19 protein-coding genes are annotated in these 18,202 nt (G+C 64.0%); 13 read left to right on the top strand and 6 right to left on the bottom strand.

Annotation, left to right across the window (positions count from 1 at the left end; genetic code table 11):
- Window positions 1-99 precede the first annotated feature (99 nt).
- Window positions 100-2,814, top strand: a complete 2,715-nt coding sequence (locus DH10_RS11735; protein ID WP_192256739.1) for a caspase family protein — start codon at window positions 100-102, stop codon at window positions 2,812-2,814.
- 150 nt (window positions 2,815-2,964) lie between these two features.
- Here the strand turns inward: DH10_RS11735 and DH10_RS11730 are convergent, their stop codons facing one another.
- From DH10_RS11730 to DH10_RS11720, 3 genes are all read right to left on the bottom strand, one after another.
- Entirely contained in the window at window positions 2,965-3,630 is a 666-nt protein-coding gene (locus DH10_RS11730; RefSeq protein WP_192256741.1) for a transglutaminase-like cysteine peptidase, read from the bottom strand.
- 446 nt (window positions 3,631-4,076) lie between these two features.
- On the bottom strand, window positions 4,077-5,489 hold the full coding sequence (tldD, locus tag DH10_RS11725; protein ID WP_192256743.1) for a metalloprotease TldD: 1,413 nt from the start codon (window positions 5,487-5,489) through the stop codon (window positions 4,077-4,079).
- Window positions 5,490-5,616: 127 nt separating this feature from the next.
- Window positions 5,617-6,150, bottom strand: coding sequence for an invasion associated locus B family protein (locus DH10_RS11720; RefSeq protein ID WP_192256745.1), 534 nt, complete (start codon window positions 6,148-6,150; stop codon window positions 5,617-5,619).
- Between the two features lie 328 nt (window positions 6,151-6,478).
- Here DH10_RS11720 and coxB point away from each other — a divergent pair, with 328 nt between their 5' ends.
- The 11 genes from coxB (at window position 6,479) to rnhA (ending at window position 15,603) form a co-directional block, all read left to right on the top strand.
- Window positions 6,479-7,363, top strand: coding sequence for a cytochrome c oxidase subunit II (gene coxB / locus DH10_RS11715; RefSeq protein ID WP_192256747.1), 885 nt, complete (start codon window positions 6,479-6,481; stop codon window positions 7,361-7,363).
- A 38-nt stretch (window positions 7,364-7,401) separates the two neighbouring features.
- Window positions 7,402-9,051 (top strand): cytochrome c oxidase subunit I, encoded by a 1,650-nt coding sequence (gene ctaD, locus DH10_RS11710; protein ID WP_192256749.1) that lies wholly within the window; start codon window positions 7,402-7,404, stop codon window positions 9,049-9,051.
- A 74-nt stretch (window positions 9,052-9,125) separates the two neighbouring features.
- Window positions 9,126-10,070 (top strand): heme o synthase, encoded by a 945-nt coding sequence (locus tag DH10_RS11705; RefSeq protein WP_192256751.1) that lies wholly within the window; start codon window positions 9,126-9,128, stop codon window positions 10,068-10,070.
- Window positions 10,067-10,249: a hypothetical protein gene (locus DH10_RS11700; protein WP_192256753.1), complete on the top strand. Its 183-nt coding sequence runs from the start codon at window positions 10,067-10,069 to the stop codon at window positions 10,247-10,249. Before DH10_RS11705 ends, DH10_RS11700 begins: the two co-directional genes overlap by 4 nt.
- Before the next feature lie 7 nt (window positions 10,250-10,256).
- Entirely contained in the window at window positions 10,257-10,886 is a 630-nt protein-coding gene (locus tag DH10_RS11695; protein ID WP_192256755.1) for a cytochrome c oxidase assembly protein, read from the top strand.
- A 1-nt stretch (window position 10,887) separates the two neighbouring features.
- Window positions 10,888-11,769, top strand: a complete 882-nt coding sequence (locus DH10_RS11690) for a cytochrome c oxidase subunit 3 (RefSeq protein WP_192256757.1) — start codon at window positions 10,888-10,890, stop codon at window positions 11,767-11,769.
- A gap of 85 nt (window positions 11,770-11,854) precedes the next feature.
- Entirely contained in the window at window positions 11,855-12,271 is a 417-nt protein-coding gene (locus DH10_RS11685) for a DUF983 domain-containing protein (protein ID WP_192256759.1), read from the top strand.
- Window positions 12,268-13,023: an SURF1 family protein gene (locus DH10_RS11680; protein ID WP_192256761.1), complete on the top strand. Its 756-nt coding sequence runs from the start codon at window positions 12,268-12,270 to the stop codon at window positions 13,021-13,023. Before DH10_RS11685 ends, DH10_RS11680 begins: the two co-directional genes overlap by 4 nt.
- Window positions 13,024-13,099: 76 nt before the next feature.
- Window positions 13,100-14,104, top strand: a complete 1,005-nt coding sequence (ispH, locus tag DH10_RS11675; RefSeq protein ID WP_192256763.1) for a 4-hydroxy-3-methylbut-2-enyl diphosphate reductase — start codon at window positions 13,100-13,102, stop codon at window positions 14,102-14,104.
- A 6-nt stretch (window positions 14,105-14,110) separates the two neighbouring features.
- On the top strand, window positions 14,111-15,073 hold the full coding sequence (locus tag DH10_RS11670; protein WP_192256766.1) for a homoserine kinase: 963 nt from the start codon (window positions 14,111-14,113) through the stop codon (window positions 15,071-15,073).
- Entirely contained in the window at window positions 15,070-15,603 is a 534-nt protein-coding gene (rnhA, locus tag DH10_RS11665) for a ribonuclease HI (RefSeq protein WP_192256768.1), read from the top strand. The genes DH10_RS11670 and rnhA overlap by 4 nt, the downstream gene beginning before the upstream one ends.
- Before the next feature lie 13 nt (window positions 15,604-15,616).
- On the opposite strand, the gene DH10_RS11660 is transcribed toward rnhA, so the two are convergent.
- From DH10_RS11660 to DH10_RS11650, 3 genes are all read right to left on the bottom strand, one after another.
- Entirely contained in the window at window positions 15,617-16,093 is a 477-nt protein-coding gene (locus DH10_RS11660; RefSeq protein ID WP_192256770.1) for a DUF2938 domain-containing protein, read from the bottom strand.
- Window positions 16,093-16,575 carry a peroxiredoxin gene (locus DH10_RS11655; RefSeq protein WP_192256772.1) on the bottom strand — a complete coding sequence of 161 codons (483 nt, stop codon included), beginning with the start codon at window positions 16,573-16,575 and terminating at the stop codon, window positions 16,093-16,095. Before DH10_RS11655 ends, DH10_RS11660 begins: the two co-directional genes overlap by 1 nt.
- Window positions 16,576-16,659: 84 nt before the next feature.
- Window positions 16,660-17,466 (bottom strand): protein-disulfide reductase DsbD domain-containing protein, encoded by an 807-nt coding sequence (locus DH10_RS11650; protein WP_192256774.1) that lies wholly within the window; start codon window positions 17,464-17,466, stop codon window positions 16,660-16,662.
- A gap of 127 nt (window positions 17,467-17,593) precedes the next feature.
- Here DH10_RS11650 and DH10_RS11645 point away from each other — a divergent pair, with 127 nt between their 5' ends.
- On the top strand, window positions 17,594-18,202 hold the full coding sequence (locus DH10_RS11645) for a YqgE/AlgH family protein (protein ID WP_192256810.1): 609 nt from the start codon (window positions 17,594-17,596) through the stop codon (window positions 18,200-18,202).

Below are 18,202 nucleotides of genomic sequence, written 5' to 3'. Positions count from 1 at the left end.
CGCCCTAAAGCCGCCTTTTTGCGAGACAAAAATTCACGGCGTTCGGGAAACGTTCCGACCTCTCGAGCGTTTACCATTTTAAATGGATGGCGGATTGCAATGCGGACGCTTCAGAGGTTCCTCGAACTCGTCGTCGTTCTCGTCATATTTGCGGTCGGTTCCGCAGCTGGGGCTCTTGCGCAAGGTGAAAAGCGGCTGGCCTTCGTCATCGGCAACGGCGCATATCAGTCCGGCGAACTCGCGACGGCCGCCAACGATGCGGGTCTGATTGGACAGACCTTGCAGGCAGCCGGTTTCGATGTGGTCGGCGCGCGTGATGTGGACCAGGAATCGCTGCGCGGCGCCTTCCGCGATTTCCTCGCCAAGGTTTCGGCCGCCGGTCCCGACGCGGTCGTTTTCGTCTACCTCGCCGGGCACGGCGCGCAGTTCGAAGGCGAGAACTATTTCCTGCCGGTCGATGCCAACATCGCCAATCCTGCCGATGTGCCAATCCAGGCCATTCGGATCTCCGATCTCACCCGCCCGCTCGCGGCCTTGCCGACGAAGGTCAACATCATCGTGCTCGACGCGGCGCGGCCGAATGCCTTCCCGCAGATGAAACAGCCGCTGGCCGGCGGCCTCGCGCTGGTCGATCCCGACCCGAACATGCTGATCGCCTTCAATGCCGCTCCGGGAACCGTCGCGCCGGAGGGCAAGGGACCCTATGGCGCCTATGCCCAGGCGCTGGCCGAGATGATGCGCGAGGGCGGCCTGCCGCTCGAAGACGTGTTCGACCGCACGCGCCTGCGCGTCAACGAAGTGACGCAAGGGGCCGAGGTGCCTTGGAACGCTTCGAAGATCAACGCGCCCTTCGTCTTCTTCGACCGCGCGCCGGATGCGCCCGCGCCCAAGGTTTCCGAGGCCGAATCCCAGGCCAACCGGACAAGGGAGATTCGCGACTTTAATGCCCGCGACGCCTATGTCGCGGCGCTCGACCGCGACACGCTGCGCGGCTACCAGGATTTCCTCGTCGCCTATCCGCACGATCCGATGGCCAAGCGGGTGCGCGCCATCATCGCCGCGCGGCGTGAGGCGATCACCTGGCGTCAGACCTGGACGCGGGATACGCCGGAAGCCTACTGGTCCTACCTCGAACGCTATCCGCACGGACCGCATGCCTGGGACGCGCGCCGCCGGCTGGAGCATTTCGACGCCGAGCTCGAGCCGCCGCCGAGCTTCACCGTCATTGTCTATGACGTGCCGCCGCCGCCGCCGGAGGAAATCGTCTATATCGACCGCCCGGTGCTCTATTTCGACGACCCAGATTTCGACTTCGAACCGCCGCCGCCGGTCGCAATCATCTTCCTGCCGCCACCGCCGCCGGATTTCATCGTGCTTGAGCCACCGCCGCCGCCGATCGACGTCTTCGTCCTGCCGACACCGGTGTTCGTGCCGATACCCGTGTTCATCAACCCGCCGCGTCACATCGTGCCGCCGCGGAACGACATCATCTTCAACAACATCCACAACACGACCGTCATCAACAATATCAACACGACGATCAAAAACGAGACCATCAATCAGGCCGCGCAGCCAGACGCCAGTGTTCAGGGTGGCCGCGCCGCAGGCCAGAAGACGACCGCGGGCGCTGTTGGTGCCCGCGCGGATGCGCTGGCGGCCAGGGTTGCGCTGCCGCCGCTGCTGCAGAAGAAGGCGGCCATGTCCCGTAAGATCCCGTCCAATCAGCAACAGGGCGGCCAGAAACAGGGCGGCTTGCCGCCGAAGCCCGGCCAGCGTGTTATCTCGGGCCAGCAGCCCGGTGCTGCGACTCCGCTGTCGAAGGACCTGTCCGCCCGCAAGCTTGGAACCGACCACGCCTTGCCGGGAGCCGATGGCAAAACGCTGCCGCTCGTCAACGGCAAACCAGTGCTTAGTGATCGGAATTTGCCAGGCAGCAAGTCCAGGAAGCAGCTCGGCAGGCAAGGCATTGTGGGCGGTAACCAGGAGGCGACGGGAAATGCCGGCGCCGCCGTGACCGGAGAGCAGGGCACCGGTCAGCAAAAGGGCAAGAAATTGCGCAAGCTGCCCACCGTCAACGGCATGCCGGCCGACAACGGCCAGGGCGCGCAGGAGAGGTTCGGGAAGAACAATCCGAACGTGCTGTCCGGCCAGGACAACCGCAAATCGAAGAAGCTGACGCGCAAGGATTTGTCGGCCGGCCGGTCCATTGTCGAACCGGGTGATCAGGGCCCGGCCAAGGGAAACAAGAGCAGGAAATTCCGCAAGCTGCCGACCGTCAACGGTGAGCCGGCCGACAACGGGCCGAGCATGCAGAAGCGGCTCAGGAGGAACAATCCGTCCGTGTTCTCCGACGAGAATCAGGGCTCGGCCGCCGGGAACGACAGGGGCAGGAAGTTCCGCAAGCTGCCGACCGTCAACGGCGAGCCGGCCGACAACGGGCCGAGCATGCAGAAGCGGCTCAGGAGGAACAATCCGGACGTGTTCTCCGAAGAGAATCAAGGCTCGGTCGGCAGGAACGACAGGGGCAGGAAGTTCCGCAGGCTGCAGAACGAAGAAGGGTCCGGCGGCGCGGAGGTCGACGTCCAGCGCAACTTCAAGGTCAACAGGCCGAAGGAGAATGCGCAGCGCCAGTACAAGCTGCAGGAACAGCCCAACGGTGAGGCGTCCTCCAGGCCGCGGAGGCCTGAGTTCCGCGCGCAACCGAGGCCTGAGGTCCAGGAGCGGCGTCTGCCGCAGCAGCCGAAGCAGCAGCAGCCGCAAGGAAACAAGAAGTTTGCCTGCGGGAATCCGGGCGAGCCACCCTGCAAGGAGTAGGCTGTCGAGCCAGACGATAGGTTGCCGTTGCGCGGGCCGGACTTTCCGGCCCGCGACTTGTAAGGCAGGGAGCACCTGCGTACAGACCCGCAAAGGCTGGTCCGCTCCGGGCTATGCGGGCCGCTCAGCTTACAGGCCTGGTGGCCTCCGTCAGGTTTTCGGCGTGCCGCCGCGCTGATTGATCGACACCCAGATATTCGGGTTCTGCTGCGACTGGCGCTTCAGGAAATAATAGCCGGTCGCGTTCCAGGGCCGGACTTCGTCGACCAGATTGTCGAGGACGAGGTCGCCCTTGTCGGTCTTCACCGTCAGGATGGTGTGACCTTCATTGTTCAGGTCGCGCACCACCGTCATCAGCAGCGCCTGGCGTGGGAATCCCGCTTCCATGAGAAGCTTGCGCTTGTAGAGCGCATAGATCTTGCAGTCGCCCTTGCCGTCCACCGGATAGTCCCAGTGGTCCATCATCGTGCCCCAGTGATCGTAGTTGCTGACGGGCTTGATGGCGCGGTTCGCCTTTTGGTTTATCCGCTTGAGGGTGCGCAGGTTCTGGGCGCTCAGCTTGACGCTCGTCGCCGGCAGAGCCGCCACTTTGCACTCTTTCGGCCGGCGGTGGCAGAAATCGAGCCAGCCATAGGGAACGCTGGTGCGTCCTCCGACCGCGGCGGAGCGGACCGTATCCGCGGAAGATTGCGTCGATGGCCGGTTGAACAACGTCGACTGCGCCGCCGCCGGGTCGGCAGATAGGGACGTCGCGCCGATCAACGAAACAAGGCCAAGGAGGAAAGAAGAGGTCAGGACGCCAGGGGAACGCAACAATGCCAGACACCACCGCAACGAGAAGACTGGCGATGAGTTAATGCGGAAACGCCGGCCAAGGCAATTGAACAATTAATAATTTGCTAACACGATCGTGTCCGTGTCCGGCGGGGGCCGCTACGCCTCTTGCAGATTGGTATCAATCGCGGGCATGGCGCCGCTGCGCTTCGTCAAGGACGCTCGCGTGCAAGTCTTGCAGCGTTTTTGGCACGCCACTGTGCGGCAGGATGCCAAACACCTGCTCCGGCCGCGTCGGGGCAAAAGCCTGCTCCGGTCTCAGAAGAACGCCCTCCGGCGTGTCTTCGACCTGGAGGCGCGTACCAGCGCCCCAGTCCCGCCGTTTTCAGATCGCGCTGGGCAGGGTCATCCGTCCCTGGTCGAGACGGTCGTTATGAATTTTTCGGAGCCGGTCATTAGCTTAACAATACCGGAATCGTTCCTTTGCCTCAAACCCGGGTGCCGCCCACCGTCATCTGGTTCATCCTCAGATGCGGCTGGCCGACGCCGACGGGCACGCCCTGTCCGGCCTTGCCGCACATGCCGATGCCGTTGTCGAGCTTCATGTCGTTGCCGACCATGGTCACGCGATGCATGGCGTCGGGTCCGTTGCCGATAAGCATCGCGCCCTTGATCGGCTGGGTCACCTTGCCGTCCTCGATCATGTAGGCCTCGGTGCAGCCGAAGACGAACTTGCCGGAGGTAATGTCGACCTGGCCGCCGCCGAAGGAGACGGCATAGATGCCGTTCTTGACCGAGGCGATGATCTCCTCTGGGTTCATGTCGCCCGCGGTCATGTAGGTGTTGGTCATGCGCGGCATCGGCTGGTGCGCGTAGCCCTCGCGCCGGCCGTTGCCGGTCGCCTTCATACCCATCAGGCGCGCGTTCTGGCGGTCCTGCATGTAGCCGACCAGCTTGCCGTCCTCGATCAAGACGTTGCGCGCCGAAGGCGTGCCTTCGTCGTCGACGGTGAGCGAGCCGCGACGCTCGGCGATCGTGCCGTCATCGACTACTGTGACGCCCTTTGCCGCGACCTGCTGACCCATCAGGCCGGCGAAGGCCGACGTCTTCTTGCGGTTGAAATCGCCTTCCAGGCCATGGCCGACCGCCTCGTGCAGCATCACCCCCGGCCAGCCGCTGGAGAGCACGATATCGAAGGTGCCGGCCGGCGCCGGAACGGCCTCGAGATTGACCAGCGCCTGCCGCAGCGCCTCGCGCGCTGCATGCTTCCAGCTCTCCTCGGTAAGGAACTCGCCGAAGCTCTTGCGGCCGCCCATGCCGTAGGAGCCGCTCTCCTGGCGATCACCATCGCCGACAACCACCGAGACGTTGATCCTGACCAAGGGACGGATGTCGCGCACCACCTGGCCGTCGCCACGCACGATCTCGACGTGCTGCCAGGATGCGGCGAGCGAGGCCGTCACCTGGCGCACGCGCGGATCGGCGGCGCGCAGCCAGGCGTCGATCTCCTGCAACAGCTTGGCCTTGGCCTCGAAACTGGGCGAGGGGATGGGGTTCTCGTCGCCATAGAGGTGGCGATTGGTGCGCGCGGGCGCTGCGGCAAGCGTTCCGGAATAGCCGCCCTTGACCGCCGAGACCGCGTCGGCCGCGCGCAACAGTGAGGCTTCAGACAAGTCGCTCGAATGCGCATAGCCGCTCGCCTCGCCGGCGACGGCGCGCAGCCCAAAGCCCTGGTCGGTGTTGAAATTGGCCGTCTTCAGCCGGCCATTGTCGAACATCAGCGCTTCGCTCTCGCTGTATTCGAGGAACAACTCGCCGTCGTCGGCGCCCTTGATGGTGTCGGCGACGATCTCTTTGACGCGGTCGTCGGAAATGTCGAATTGGCCGATCAGGCTGTTCATGGCAAGGCTGTCCGCTGGCGGTTTCGTCTTCCCCGATGTAGGGGCGAAGTGAGGTCAAGACAATCGCCAGCGTTCACACGGGATCGTCATCGCCGTGGGCCGACCGACCGCATTGCAACCGCCAGGCTCAGGGCAGGGCGGCGAAGCCTTCGCCGAATCCCTTGAGATCGACGGGAATGCCGATGCCTTCCTCGGGCGTCTGAAAGACGATGAAGGTGGCCGAGGTGCCGTTCTTCAGCGTGTCGAGCAGCGGCTTCTCGAGGATCACTTCCGCATAGCAGCCATCCTGGAAGCAGCGCACGAAATAGGCGCGGCCGATATCCTTGCCGTCGACATTGAGGCCAAGCCCGTTGGGCAAGAGCACGCCGAGCGGCGCCAGCACCCGCAGGATCTCGGCCTTGTTGTCGGCGGTGCGCAGCACCACCACCGAAAGCCCCATTTCCGGACGGTCCTCGGCGACGACATTCTGCATCATCACGCATTGCTCGGAGGTCGCGCCGGCCGGCGTGTCGCAGATGATCGACCACGCGCCATGCGTCGACTTGACCGTGCCGCTGGGCGGCGCTGCGGTCTGAGGTGGCGCGGCGTTCGCCGCGCTGGCGCCAAGCAAGGCGGCAAGGAAGACGACCTTCGCCAGGGGTCTCGAAAGCCAGGAAGTCATGACGGCTCCATTGCGAATCACGGCACTTTAAGCTGCGCCAAGGCCAAGTAAAGGACGAGACCGTCGCCGGCCCGCCCAGATACCGGCAATTACGCGCTTTTCCAGAGCAAATTCGCCCGAATTGCGACCGTCCGCCACGCGACGCGGCGATGGCAGGGGATGCCCTTCGGGCTGCGCGCAAAAATGCCGCACGGCTTCGTCCGCTCCTTCCTTGCAGAGGGAATTAGAGTATGGTTTGAACCACCTTAGGGACAGACCGGGATTCCCCATCCCGGCGTCGTTCGTTATTGGTGCGATCCGATCGCAGGAAGTGGGAGACGAGAGGGCGATGAGAAAATTCCAGGCAAGCGCCAAATTGATGGCAGGTGCTGCAGCCGCAGGCGCGCTCTTCTCCAGCGTATCCGCCTACGCGGATCAGCCGCGGCCTTGGGAGACCGCCTTCCAGGCACCGGCGACCGATATGATGCGACAGATCGAGTGGTTCGGGAACTACACGATGTGGTTCGTCGTCCCGATCACAATCCTGGTGCTGGCACTGCTTGCCGTTTGCGTCCTGAGGTTCCGCGCCAGCGTGAATCCGGTTCCTTCCAGGACCAGCCACAACACCCTCATCGAGGTGATCTGGACGGTCGGGCCGGTCATCGTGCTGTTGCTCATCGCTATCCCGTCGTTCCAGCTGCTCACCGCGCAATACACGCCGCCTGAGGAAGCCAAGCTCACCGTCAAGGCGACCGGCAACCAGTGGAACTGGGACTACGAATATCAGGTCGACAAGAGCTTCTCCTTCAACTCGGCGATCCTTCAGGATGGTGATCGCGCCAAGGCCGGCAAGGAAGACCGCGCTCTCTATCCGCGCCTGCTCGCCGTCGACAACGAGCTGGTGGTGCCGGTCAACACCATGACCCGCGTGCTGATCACCGCCACCGACGTCATCCACTCCTTCGCCGTGCCGTCCTTCGGCATCAAGATGGACGCCGTGCCCGGCCGCACCAACGAGACCTGGTTCAAGGCCGAGAAGGAAGGCCTCTATTACGGCCAGTGCTCACAGCTCTGCGGCAAGGATCACGCCTTCATGCCGATCGCGGTTCGCGTCGTGTCCGATGCGCAGTTCAAGACCTGGCTGGAGACGGCCAAGACCGACGTGCCCGCCGCCAACAAGGCGCTGATGGCCGAGATCGATGGTACCAACAAGGTAGCGGCCGCTGGCAACTGATGCCGCGGGTTAGCAAGAATTAGGGAACGGAGCCGAATATGGCAGAGGCTGCAGCTCACGACCACCACGACCACAGGCCGCATGGCTGGGTCCGCTGGGTGTACTCGACCAACCACAAGGACATCGGCACGCTCTACCTGATCTTCGCGATCATCGCCGGCATTGTCGGCGGCGCGCTCTCGGTCGCCATCCGCATGGAGCTGCAGGAGCCGGGCATCCAGATCTTCAGCGGCCTGGCGCAGATGGTCTACGGCATGCAGGGCGATGCCGCCATCGACGGCGGCAAGAGCATGTACAATGCCTTCGGCGCCGCGCACGGCCTGATCATGATCTTCTTCATGGTGATGCCGGCCCTGATCGGCGGCTTCGCCAACTGGATGGTGCCGATCATGATCGGCGCGCCGGACATGGCCTTCCCGCGCATGAACAACATCTCCTTCTGGCTGCTGCCGCCGGCCTTCATCCTGCTTCTCAGCTCGATGTTCGTGCCGAGCGCGCCCGGCGCGTTCGGCGTCGGCGGTGGCTGGACGATCTATCCGCCGCTCTCGACCTCCGGCCAGCCTGGCCCGGCGATGGATCTTGCGATTCTGTCGATCCACATCGCCGGCGCCTCGTCGATCCTCGGCGCGATCAACTTCATCACCACCATCTTCAACATGCGCGCGCCCGGCATGACGATGCACAAGATGCCGCTGTTTGCCTGGGCGGTGCTGATCACGGCCTTCCTGCTACTGCTCTCGCTGCCGGTTCTGGCGGGCGCCATCACCATGCTGCTCACCGACCGCAACTTCGGCACCTCCTTCTTCGTGCCGGACAATGGCGGCGACCCGATCCTGTTCCAGCACCTGTTCTGGTTCTTCGGCCACCCCGAGGTGTACATCCTGATCCTGCCGGGTTTCGGCATCATCAGCCACATCGTCTCGACCTTCTCGAAGAAGCCCGTCTTCGGCTATCTCGGCATGGCCTACGCCATGGTCGCGATCGGCGCCGTCGGCTTCATCGTCTGGGCGCACCACATGTACACGACCGGCCTGTCGCTCGACACGCAGCGCTATTTCGTGTTTGCCACCATGGTCATCGCGGTGCCGACCGGCGTGAAGATCTTCTCCTGGATCGCCACGATGTGGGGCGGCTCGATCTCCTTCAAGCCGCCGATGCTGTGGGCGCTGGGCTTCATCTTCCTGTTCACGATCGGTGGCGTCACCGGCGTTCAGCTCGCCAATGCCGGCCTCGACCGCTCGCTGCACGACACCTATTTCGTGATCGCCCATTTCCACTACGTGCTGTCGCTGGGCGCGGTGTTCGCCATCTTCGCCGGCTGGTACTATTGGTTCCCGAAAATGACCGGCTACATGTACTCGCCGATGATCGCCAACACCCACTTCTGGGTCACCTTCGTCGGCGTCAACCTGATCTTCTTCCCGCAGCACTTCCTCGGTCTCGCCGGCATGCCGCGCCGCACCGTCGACTATCCGGACGCGTTCGCCGGCTGGAACATGGTCTCATCCTACGGCTCCTACATCGCGGCCGTCGGCGTTGCGATCTTCCTCTATGGCGTGTTCGAGGCTTTCCAGAAGAAGCGCGTCGCTGGCGCCAATCCGTGGGGCGAGGGTGCCACCACGCTCGAATGGCAGCTGCCTTCGCCGCCGCCGTTCCACCAGTGGGAACAGCTGCCGAAGATCAAGTAAGGCGGCTGCCCGAAATACGAGGCCGCCGGAGAGCCGGCGGTCTTGGCCAACGGAATGATGGACTTTAAGTACGCATGGCTCTTGCCGACCACAAATTGATGGAGGAAGTTGGCTTTCGCATGTCGGAAGCCACCGCGGGCGATTTCTTCGCTCTCCTCAAGCCGCGCGTCATGTCGCTGGTCGTCTTCACGGCCTTTGTCGGCATGGTCGCGGCGCCCGTCGCCATCAATCCGCTGCTGGCGGTGATCGCTATCCTGGCGATCGCGATCGGCGCCGGCGCCTCGGGCGCGCTCAACATGTGGTACGACGCCGATATCGACGCGGTGATGACAAGAACCGCCGGCCGTCCGGTGCCGGCTGGGCGCGTCACGCCGGGTGAGGCGCTGAGCTTCGGCCTGGTGCTCTCCGCGCTGTCGGTGATGACGCTGGGCGTCCTCATCAACTGGCTGTCGGCCGCGCTTCTTGCCTTCACCATCTTCTTCTACGCCGTCGTCTACACGATGTGGCTGAAGCGCTGGACGCCGCAGAACATCGTCATCGGCGGCGCCGCCGGCGCCATCCCGCCGGTGATCGGCTGGGCCGCGGTGACCGGATCGGTCAGCCTCGAAAGCCTGATCCTGTTCCTGATCATCTTCCTGTGGACGCCGCCGCATTTCTGGGCGCTGGCGCTGTTCAAGTCGGACGACTACGCCCGCGCCGGCATCCCGATGATGCCGAACGTCGCCGGCCAGGCCTCGACCCGTCGCCAGATCTTTGCCTATGCGTTGATCCTGGCGCCGGTCGGCGTGCTGCCCTGGCTGCTCGGCTACACCACGGCTGCCTATGGGATTGTCTCCGTCGCGCTCGGCCTGGGCTTCGTCTGGTATGCCTGGAAGGTGCTGGGCATGAGCGACGACGACCGGGCGATGAAGCCGGCCAAGGCGCTGTTCGGCTATTCGCTGCTCTATCTCTTCGCAATCTTCGCCGCCTATCTCGTCGACAGCGTGGTCGGGCGCGCCCTCGTCATGGGGGGAACATGATCGTGGCCGACAAGAACCTCGAACTGGTCACCTTGACCGAACGCCAGCGGAAGGCGCGGCGCAACCGCTCCGTCGCCATCGGCGTCGCGCTCGCCGCGCTCGTCATCATCTTCTACATCGCCACCATCGTGCGCTTCGGCCACCATGCCTCGGGCCTGATGCCCACGAATTTGATGTGAGGCGGCGATGAGCGTCGAGACCAGACCCGTCAGGAAGAACAGCAACCGCATCGTTGTGGCGGTCTGCCTGGCCTTCTTCACCGGCATGGTCGGCATGGCCTATGCGGCGGTGCCGCTCTACAAGATGTTCTGCCAGGTCACCGGTTATGGCGGCACGACGCAGCGCGCCGAGAAGCAATATGCCGGCCGCGTGCTCGACCGCGACATCACCATCCGCTTCGATGCCAACACCAACGGCATTCCGTGGCAGTTCGAGCCCGTCGCGCGCTCGGTGACGATCAAGATCGGCGAGACCACGCAGGCGCATTACAGCGCCACCAACAAGTTCGATCGCCCCATCACCGGCCGCGCCTCCTTCAACGTGCAGCCGGAAATGGCCGGCGCCTATTTCAACAAAGTGGAGTGCTTCTGCTTCACCGACACGACGCTGAAGCCCGGCGAGACGCTGGACATGCCGGTCGTGTTCTATGTCGATCCAGACATCGTCAACGTGCCGGAACTGAAGGACTTGAAGACCATCACCCTGTCCTACACGATGTTCCCGGTCGAGAAGAAACAGCCGGTCGCCTCGTCCGCGCCGGCCGCTGGCAAAAACAGCAACAAAGTTCCAGATTCCGAAGCAAGCCTCGGGGGTTGATATGGCAGACGCGCACGCAAAACCGAACCACGACTACCATCTCGTCAATCCCAGCCCCTGGCCTTTCCTGGGCTCGATCGGCGCGCTGGTCACGGCCGTCGGCGGCGTTTGCCTGATGCAGTATCTCAAGGCCGGCAACTTCCCGGTCTTCGGCCACAACATCGCCAATCCGTGGCTGTTCTTCATCGGCCTGATCATCGTGCTTTACACGATGTTCGCCTGGTGGTCGGACACCATCAAGGAAGCGCATGAGGGCCACCACACGCGCGTCGTGTCGCTGCACCTGCGCTACGGCATGATCATGTTCATCGCCTCCGAGGTGATGTTCTTCGTCGCCTGGTTCTGGGCTTTCTTCGACGCCAGCCTGTTCCCGGGCGAAGCCGCGCAATATGCGCGCACCACCTTCACCGGCGGCGTCTGGCCGCCGAAGGGCCTGGAGGTTCTCGATCCCTTCCACCTGCCGCTCTACAACACCATCATTCTGCTCTTATCGGGCACGACGGTGACCTGGGCGCACCACTCGCTGCTGCACGGCGACCGCAAGGGCCTGATCAACGGCCTGGTGCTGACCGTCGGCCTCGGCATGCTGTTCACCATGGTGCAGGCCTACGAGTACATGCACGCGCCCTTCGCGTTCAAGGATTCCATCTACGGCGCCACCTTCTTCATGGCGACCGGTTTCCACGGCTTTCACGTCATCATCGGCACCATCTTCCTGCTCGTCTGCCTGGTGCGCGCGATGCGCGGCGATTTCACTCCGAAGCAGCATTTCGGCTTCGAAGCGGCGGCCTGGTACTGGCATTTCGTCGACGTGGTGTGGCTGTTCCTGTTCAGTTGCATCTATGTCTGGGCGTCGAACGGAGCGATGATCGAAGCCCATTAAATCAACGGCTTCGGAATTCCCAAAAGGGCGGCTGCGGCGACGTGGCCGCCTTATCTTTTGCGCGGAATGCTATAGGATGCCCGACATGAGCGAAGACAAGGCAATCGAAGACAAGGCGATCGAAGACAGGGCGATCTGGCCGCCCATCGACCCGGTCTCGGCCGGCCTGCACGGCCGCTGCCCGCGCTGCGGCGAGGGCAAGCTGTTCTCCGGTTTCCTCACCGTCGGCAAGCGCTGCTACAATTGCGGGCTCGACTATTCCTTCGCCGATGCCGGCGACGGCCCGGCCGTCTTCGTCATCCTGATCATCGGCTTCATCGTCGTCGGTCTGGCGCTGTGGACGGAAGTGACGCTCAGCCCGCCGCTCTGGCTGCATTTCATATTGTGGATACCGCTGGCGCTTGTGCTGTGCCTGACGGCGCTGCGCTTGATCAAGGGCGTGCTGATCACCCTGCAATATTCGAAGAAGGCTGCGGAAGGCAGGCTGGACAGCAGCCGATGAGCGGCGCGACCGGTTCGGCTGCCGGCCCTTCGCGGCCGCGCTCGGTATTGCTGCTTGGGCTCAGCCTTGTCCTGTTCGCCATTCTCCTCGGTCTCGGCACCTGGCAGGTTGAGCGCCTGCACTGGAAGGAAGGGCTGCTCGAGACCATCGACAGGCGCACGCATGCGGCACCTCTGCCGCTGGCGGAGGTCGAGAAGGAATTCGCTGCCTCCCACGATGTCGATTACACACCGGTGACGGTGACCGGCACGTTCCTGCATCAGGGCGAGCGGCACTTCTTTTCGACCTGGGAAGGCGACACCGGCTTCAATGTCTACACGCCCCTGCGGCTCGACGACGGCCGCTTCGTGCTCGTCAATCGCGGGTTCGTTCCCTACGACCTCAAGGATCCGGCCAAGCGCCAGCAGGGTGAAGTCGCCGGCAAGGTGACGGTGACCGGGCTTGCCCGCAATCCGCTGCCGGAAAAGCCCTCGATGATGCTGCCCGACAACGATGTCGCCAAGAACGTCTTCTACTGGAAGGACCGCGACGCCATGGCCTCGAGCGCCGGCCTTCCGGCGGGCGCCGTGCTGGTGCCGTTCTTCGTCGATGCCGACAGGACGCCGAATCCCGGCGGCCTGCCGGTCGGCGGCGTCACCATTATCGATCTGCCGAACAACCATTTGCAATATGCCGTCACCTGGTACGGCCTGGCGGCCGCCCTTGCCGCGGTGCTGATCCTCAGGCTTCGCCGCCCGGCGAAGGAAGGGTGAGCGCCGCCGCTCTTGACAGAGCCGGGCCGCACGCCTCATTTCGCCTCCAGCTTTCCCACTGAACCGGCCCGTTTTGATGATTGAGAAAAAGCCACCGCTGACGATCAGGCTCTGCCAGCCGCGCGGCTTCTGCGCCGGCGTCGACCGCGCCATCCAGATCGTCGTGCTGGCGCTGAAGAAATACGGCGCGCCGGTCTATGTCCGCCACGAGATCGTGCACAACCGCTATGTCGTCGAGGGGCTGCAGAGCCTGGGTGCGGTGTTCATCGAGGAATTGTCCGAAATCCCGGCGGAGCATCGCCAGTCGCCGGTTGTCTTTTCCGCGCATGGCGTGCCGAAATCGGTGCCGGCCGACGCCGAGGCGCGCAACCTGTTCTACCTCGACGCCACCTGTCCGCTGGTGTCGAAGGTGCATAAGCAGGCGATGCGCCACCAGCGGCTTGGACGCCATGTGCTGCTGATCGGTCATGCCGGCCACCCTGAGGTGATCGGCACCATGGGGCAACTGCCGGAGGGTGCCGTGACCCTGATCGAGACCGAGGCTGATGCAGCAACCTTCGTGCCGGCGGATCCGGCGGCGCTTGGCTTCGTCACCCAGACGACGCTGTCGGTCGAGGACACCGCCGGCATCATCCGGGCGCTGCAGGAGCGCTTCCCGGAGCTTCACGCCCCGGCGGCCGAATCGATCTGCTATGCCACCACCAACCGCCAGGAGGCGGTGAAGGAAACGGCTGCCGGCGCCGACCTCTTCCTCGTCGTCGGCGCGCCGAACTCGTCCAACTCGCGGCGCCTTGTCGAAGTGGCGGAGCGCGCGGGTGCCGCAATGTCGCTTCTCGTGCAGCGGGCTTCCGAAATTCCGTGGGATGAGATCGGCGAGATTTCGACGCTCGGCCTGTCGGCCGGCGCCTCGGCGCCGGAAATCATCGTCGACGAGATCATCGACGCATTCCGGCAGCGCTTCGACGTCACCATCGATCTGGCCATCACGGCCACCGAAACGGAGGACTTTCCGGTGATGCGGGTGTTGCGCGATGTCGAACTGACGGCGGCCGACATGGCCTTCGTCAATGGAGCCGCGTAAACCCCAATGGCTGTCTACACCGACGTCAACGAAAACGAGCTCAGCGCATTCCTGAAAGCCTATCCGGTGGGCGAACTCCTATCATACAAGGGCATCGCCGAGGGCACCGAGAACTCGAATTTCCTCGTCCACGCCTCCACGGGTTCCTACATCCTGACGCTCTACGAGAAGCGCGTCGACAAGGCCGATCTGCCGTTTTTCCTCGGTCTGATGGGCCATCTCGCGCGAAAAGGCATTTCCTGTCCGCTTCCGGTCACCGCGCATGACGGCACCGTCATCGGCACGCTTGCCGGCCGGCCGGCCGTCATCATCACCTTCCTCGAAGGCCTGTCGCTGAGACGCCCGACGGCGGCGCATTGCGGCGAGGTCGGCAAGGCGTTGGCCGCGCTCCATCTCGCCGGCCGGGATTTCCCGATGAAGCGGCCGAACGCGCTTGCCATCGATGGCTGGCGCAAGCTCTGGGCCGCGTCGCGCGACCGCGCCGACGAGGTCGAGCCGGGGCTGGCGGCGGAGGTCGACGCCGACTTCCTCGATTTCGAGCGCAACTGGCCGGCAAGCCTGCCGCAGGGCATCATCCATGCCGATCTCTTCCCGGACAATGTCTTCTTCCTCGGCGAGAAGCTGTCGGGCCTGATCGACTTCTATTTCGCCTGCGACGACCTCTACGCCTATGATGTCGCCACCTGCCTCAACGCATGGTGCTTCGAGAAGGACTTTTCCTTCAACCTCACCAAGGGGACCGCGCTCCTTGCCGGCTACCAGTCGGTACGGCCGCTGCAGGCAGACGAGAAGGCGGCGCTGCCGATGCTGGCGCGCGGCTCGGCGCTGCGCTTCATGCTGACAAGGCTCTATGACTGGCTGACCATTCCCAACGGCGGCCTGGTGATGAAGCGCGATCCGACCGAATATATCCGCCGCATGCGCTTTCACCGGGCGATCAAGTCGCCCTCCGAATACGGACTGACATGAACAAGCAAGTCGAGATATTCACCGACGGCGCCTGCTCGGGCAATCCCGGGCCCGGCGGCTGGGGCGCGGTGTTGCGCTATAATGGCGTCACCAAGGAACTGTCGGGCGGCGAGGCCGAGACCACCAACAACCGCATGGAATTGCTTGCCGCTATCACCGCGCTCAATGCGCTGAAGGAAGCCTGCACGGTCGATCTTTATACCGACAGCAAATACGTCATGGACGGCATCTCCAAGTGGATCCATGGCTGGAAGAAGAACGGCTGGAAGACCGGCGACAGGAAGCCGGTCAAGAACGGCGAGCTCTGGCAGGCGCTCGACGAGGCCAACAGGCGCCACAAGGTCATTTGGCGTTGGGTGAAGGGCCATGCCGGCCATCCCGAGAACGAGCGCGCCGACGAGCTGGCAAGACAAGGCATGGCGCCGTTCAAGCCGAAGTCGGCGCGGCCGGCACCGGTTGCAAGTGCGCCGAAACCCGAAGGCGCTCCGGCCAGAAAACCATCGCCCCGACGCTCGACCCAGAGCTACTGACGCGCCGACTTCTCTATCGGATCAGCAGCGCCGTGGAGAACAGGCCGAGCGCGAACACCGTGTGCGAGACGAGGTTCAGTGTGCGCACCAGCATCGGATTGGGCAGTTTGGAAGCTGCCCAGCCGGCGCCCATGCCGGGCGCCAACAGGAACCAGCCGGCGCCGACGGTGACGATGCCGAGGATGAAGGCCGGCAGGAAGGTCGGCGCGGCCAGCCAGCCGGCTCCCGCAAGCACGACCAGGATGACGCCGTAAAGGATGCCGACGAGATAGTGGAATGCCCAGCCCAGCGCCTTCTCATGGGAGTAAGGCGTGGCCTGGCCGATATCGTCGTGGAACACCTTCTCGGGCAGGTGCCGTACCCAGCGTCCGACCAGGCCCCAATTCGGCCGCGGCAGGCCGAAGGCCTTGTTGAGGATAATCGCCCAGACGTCCATGAAGACCGTGGCGCCGATGCCGATCGCGACGGCGCGCCAGACGATATCGAGCATCAGAGTTGCTCGAGGATCTTGGCCGCGCCGCTCTCGTCGACACCCGGCTTGGTTTCGACATTGAGCGCCGTGACCTTGCCGTCGTCGACGATCATCGAAAAGCGCTTCGAGCGCAGCCCCATGCCGTTCGCGGAAAGATCATTGTCGAGGCCGACCGCCTTGGCGAAATCGCCGCTGCCGTCGGCGAGGTAGAGGATCTTGCCTTCGCCGCCGGTGAAGCGCGCCCAGGCGCCCATGACATGGACGTCGTTGACCGAGACGACCGCAATGGTGTCGACGCCGCGCGCCAGGATGGCGTCGTGGTTCTCCAGATAACCCGGCAGATGGTTGTTGCTGCAGGTCGGCGTGAAGGCGCCGGGTACGCCGAACAGCACCACCTTCTTGCCGGCGAAGATTTCAGCGCTGGTCATCGGCTTGGCGCCGTCGGCGGTCATCACCTTGAAAGTCGCATCGGGCAGTTTTTCGCCAACCGAAATGGTCATGGGATTCCTCGCTTGGAGATTGGGAAGGATCTGTGCCTGCGTATCGGACCGAGCGGCTTCCCGCAACCGTTGACCAAGCCTGGATCAAGGGAAAGGCAGCAGCCCGTCGACCGAACCCTCGGTGCTTGTCAGCGTGTAATAGAGCCCGCCATCCGTGGGTGTCGCCGACGGCCGGTCAAGGATCGGCACGGTGAAGACGAGTTTGCCGTCCTTCTCGCTGCGCACCGGCGCGCCGAACATGTAGTCGCGCTCGCCGGCGATGAAGAAATCGACCGAATCCAGGTCTCCGGGGGACCGGGCCTCGACGATAAGGGTCTCGTGGTCGCCGGGTAGCACGCGGATGCCGAAATCGGGCCGTGCTGGCGAGGGCAGCGTTGCAAGCGCCGTCTTCACCAGCGCCGCGTCCGTGGCGTTGTCCGGATCGGACGCCGGATCGACGCTGAGCCGGGTCTGCACCGGAATGCAGATCGTCTCGCATATGCCGAGGAAGACGTTGGCGTCGATCGTCGCCGGCTGGTCGGGCGACGACAGCGTGAAGGTCACCGGCAGCGACACGGGGCGGTCGTAGCCGGCCCATTTGCCGTAGCCGTCGTCGTGGCGCTGCGGCGGCGGAAACGACAGCCTTGCATCGGCGATGTTGGTGCTGGCCGAGATGTCGAGCTGCGGCGGCACGCCGGCGTCACCGGGGTCGCGCCAGTAGGTTTTCCAGCCTGGCTTCAGGGCAATGTCGAGCACGCCGTGGATCTTGCCGGCCTCGTCGGGCTTGCCGCTGGTCACCAGCCGCACTTTGCCGCCTTCGCTGTTGTACCAGGCCGAGGACGAGGCCTCGGCCGGCAGGCCCGCTCCCAGGCCGATGACGGCGCCGAGCGCCACAATGTTCAGGTATCGCATGGCGGTGATTTGATCGCCCGTTCTTGGCCGCGCAATGATTTCATGTTCCTGCCGGTATCATATTTGCGTGACATCCGGCAGCCTGACCATCTTTTCGGCGCGGCGGAAACGGGTTACGCTCAACGTCATGGACTTGTTGCGCCACAAAAAGATGGCCGCGGGGCGCGGCTTTCTCGACGATCAGTTCCTGATTGCCATGCCCGGCATGAAGGACGACCGTTTCACGCGCTCGGTCATCTATATCTGCGCCCACAGCGACGAGGGCGCCATGGGCCTGATCATCAACCAGACGCAGCAGATGCTGTTCCCGGACCTTCTGGTGCAGCTTGGCATCGTGAACGAGCAGGAAGCGATCCGCTTGCCGGCGCATGCCCGCGACTTCGTCGTGCGCAATGGCGGGCCGGTCGATCGCAGCCGCGGCTTCGTGCTGCATTCCGGCGACTATCGCGTGGAATCCTCGCTCAGCGTCTCCGACGACATCTGCCTGACCGCCACGGTCGACATTCTGCGCGCCATCTCGACGGGCCGCGGGCCGCGTCATGCGCTGATGGCGCTCGGTTACTCCGGCTGGGGCGCCGGCCAGCTCGAAAGCGAGATCGCCGAGAATGGCTGGCTGACCTGCCCGGCGACGCCCGAACTGTTGTTCGACGCCGACATCGAGCGCAAATACGACCGTATCCTTGCCTCGATCGGCATCGATCTCGCCCATTTGAGCGCCGCCGCCGGCCACGCGTGA

The organism is Mesorhizobium silamurunense (assembly GCF_014843825.1).
GTDB classification, from domain to species: Bacteria; Pseudomonadota; Alphaproteobacteria; order Rhizobiales; family Rhizobiaceae; genus Mesorhizobium; species Mesorhizobium silamurunense.
The sequence above is the reverse complement of the archived record's forward strand: the minus strand, read 5'-3'. Positions and strand labels throughout refer to the sequence as shown.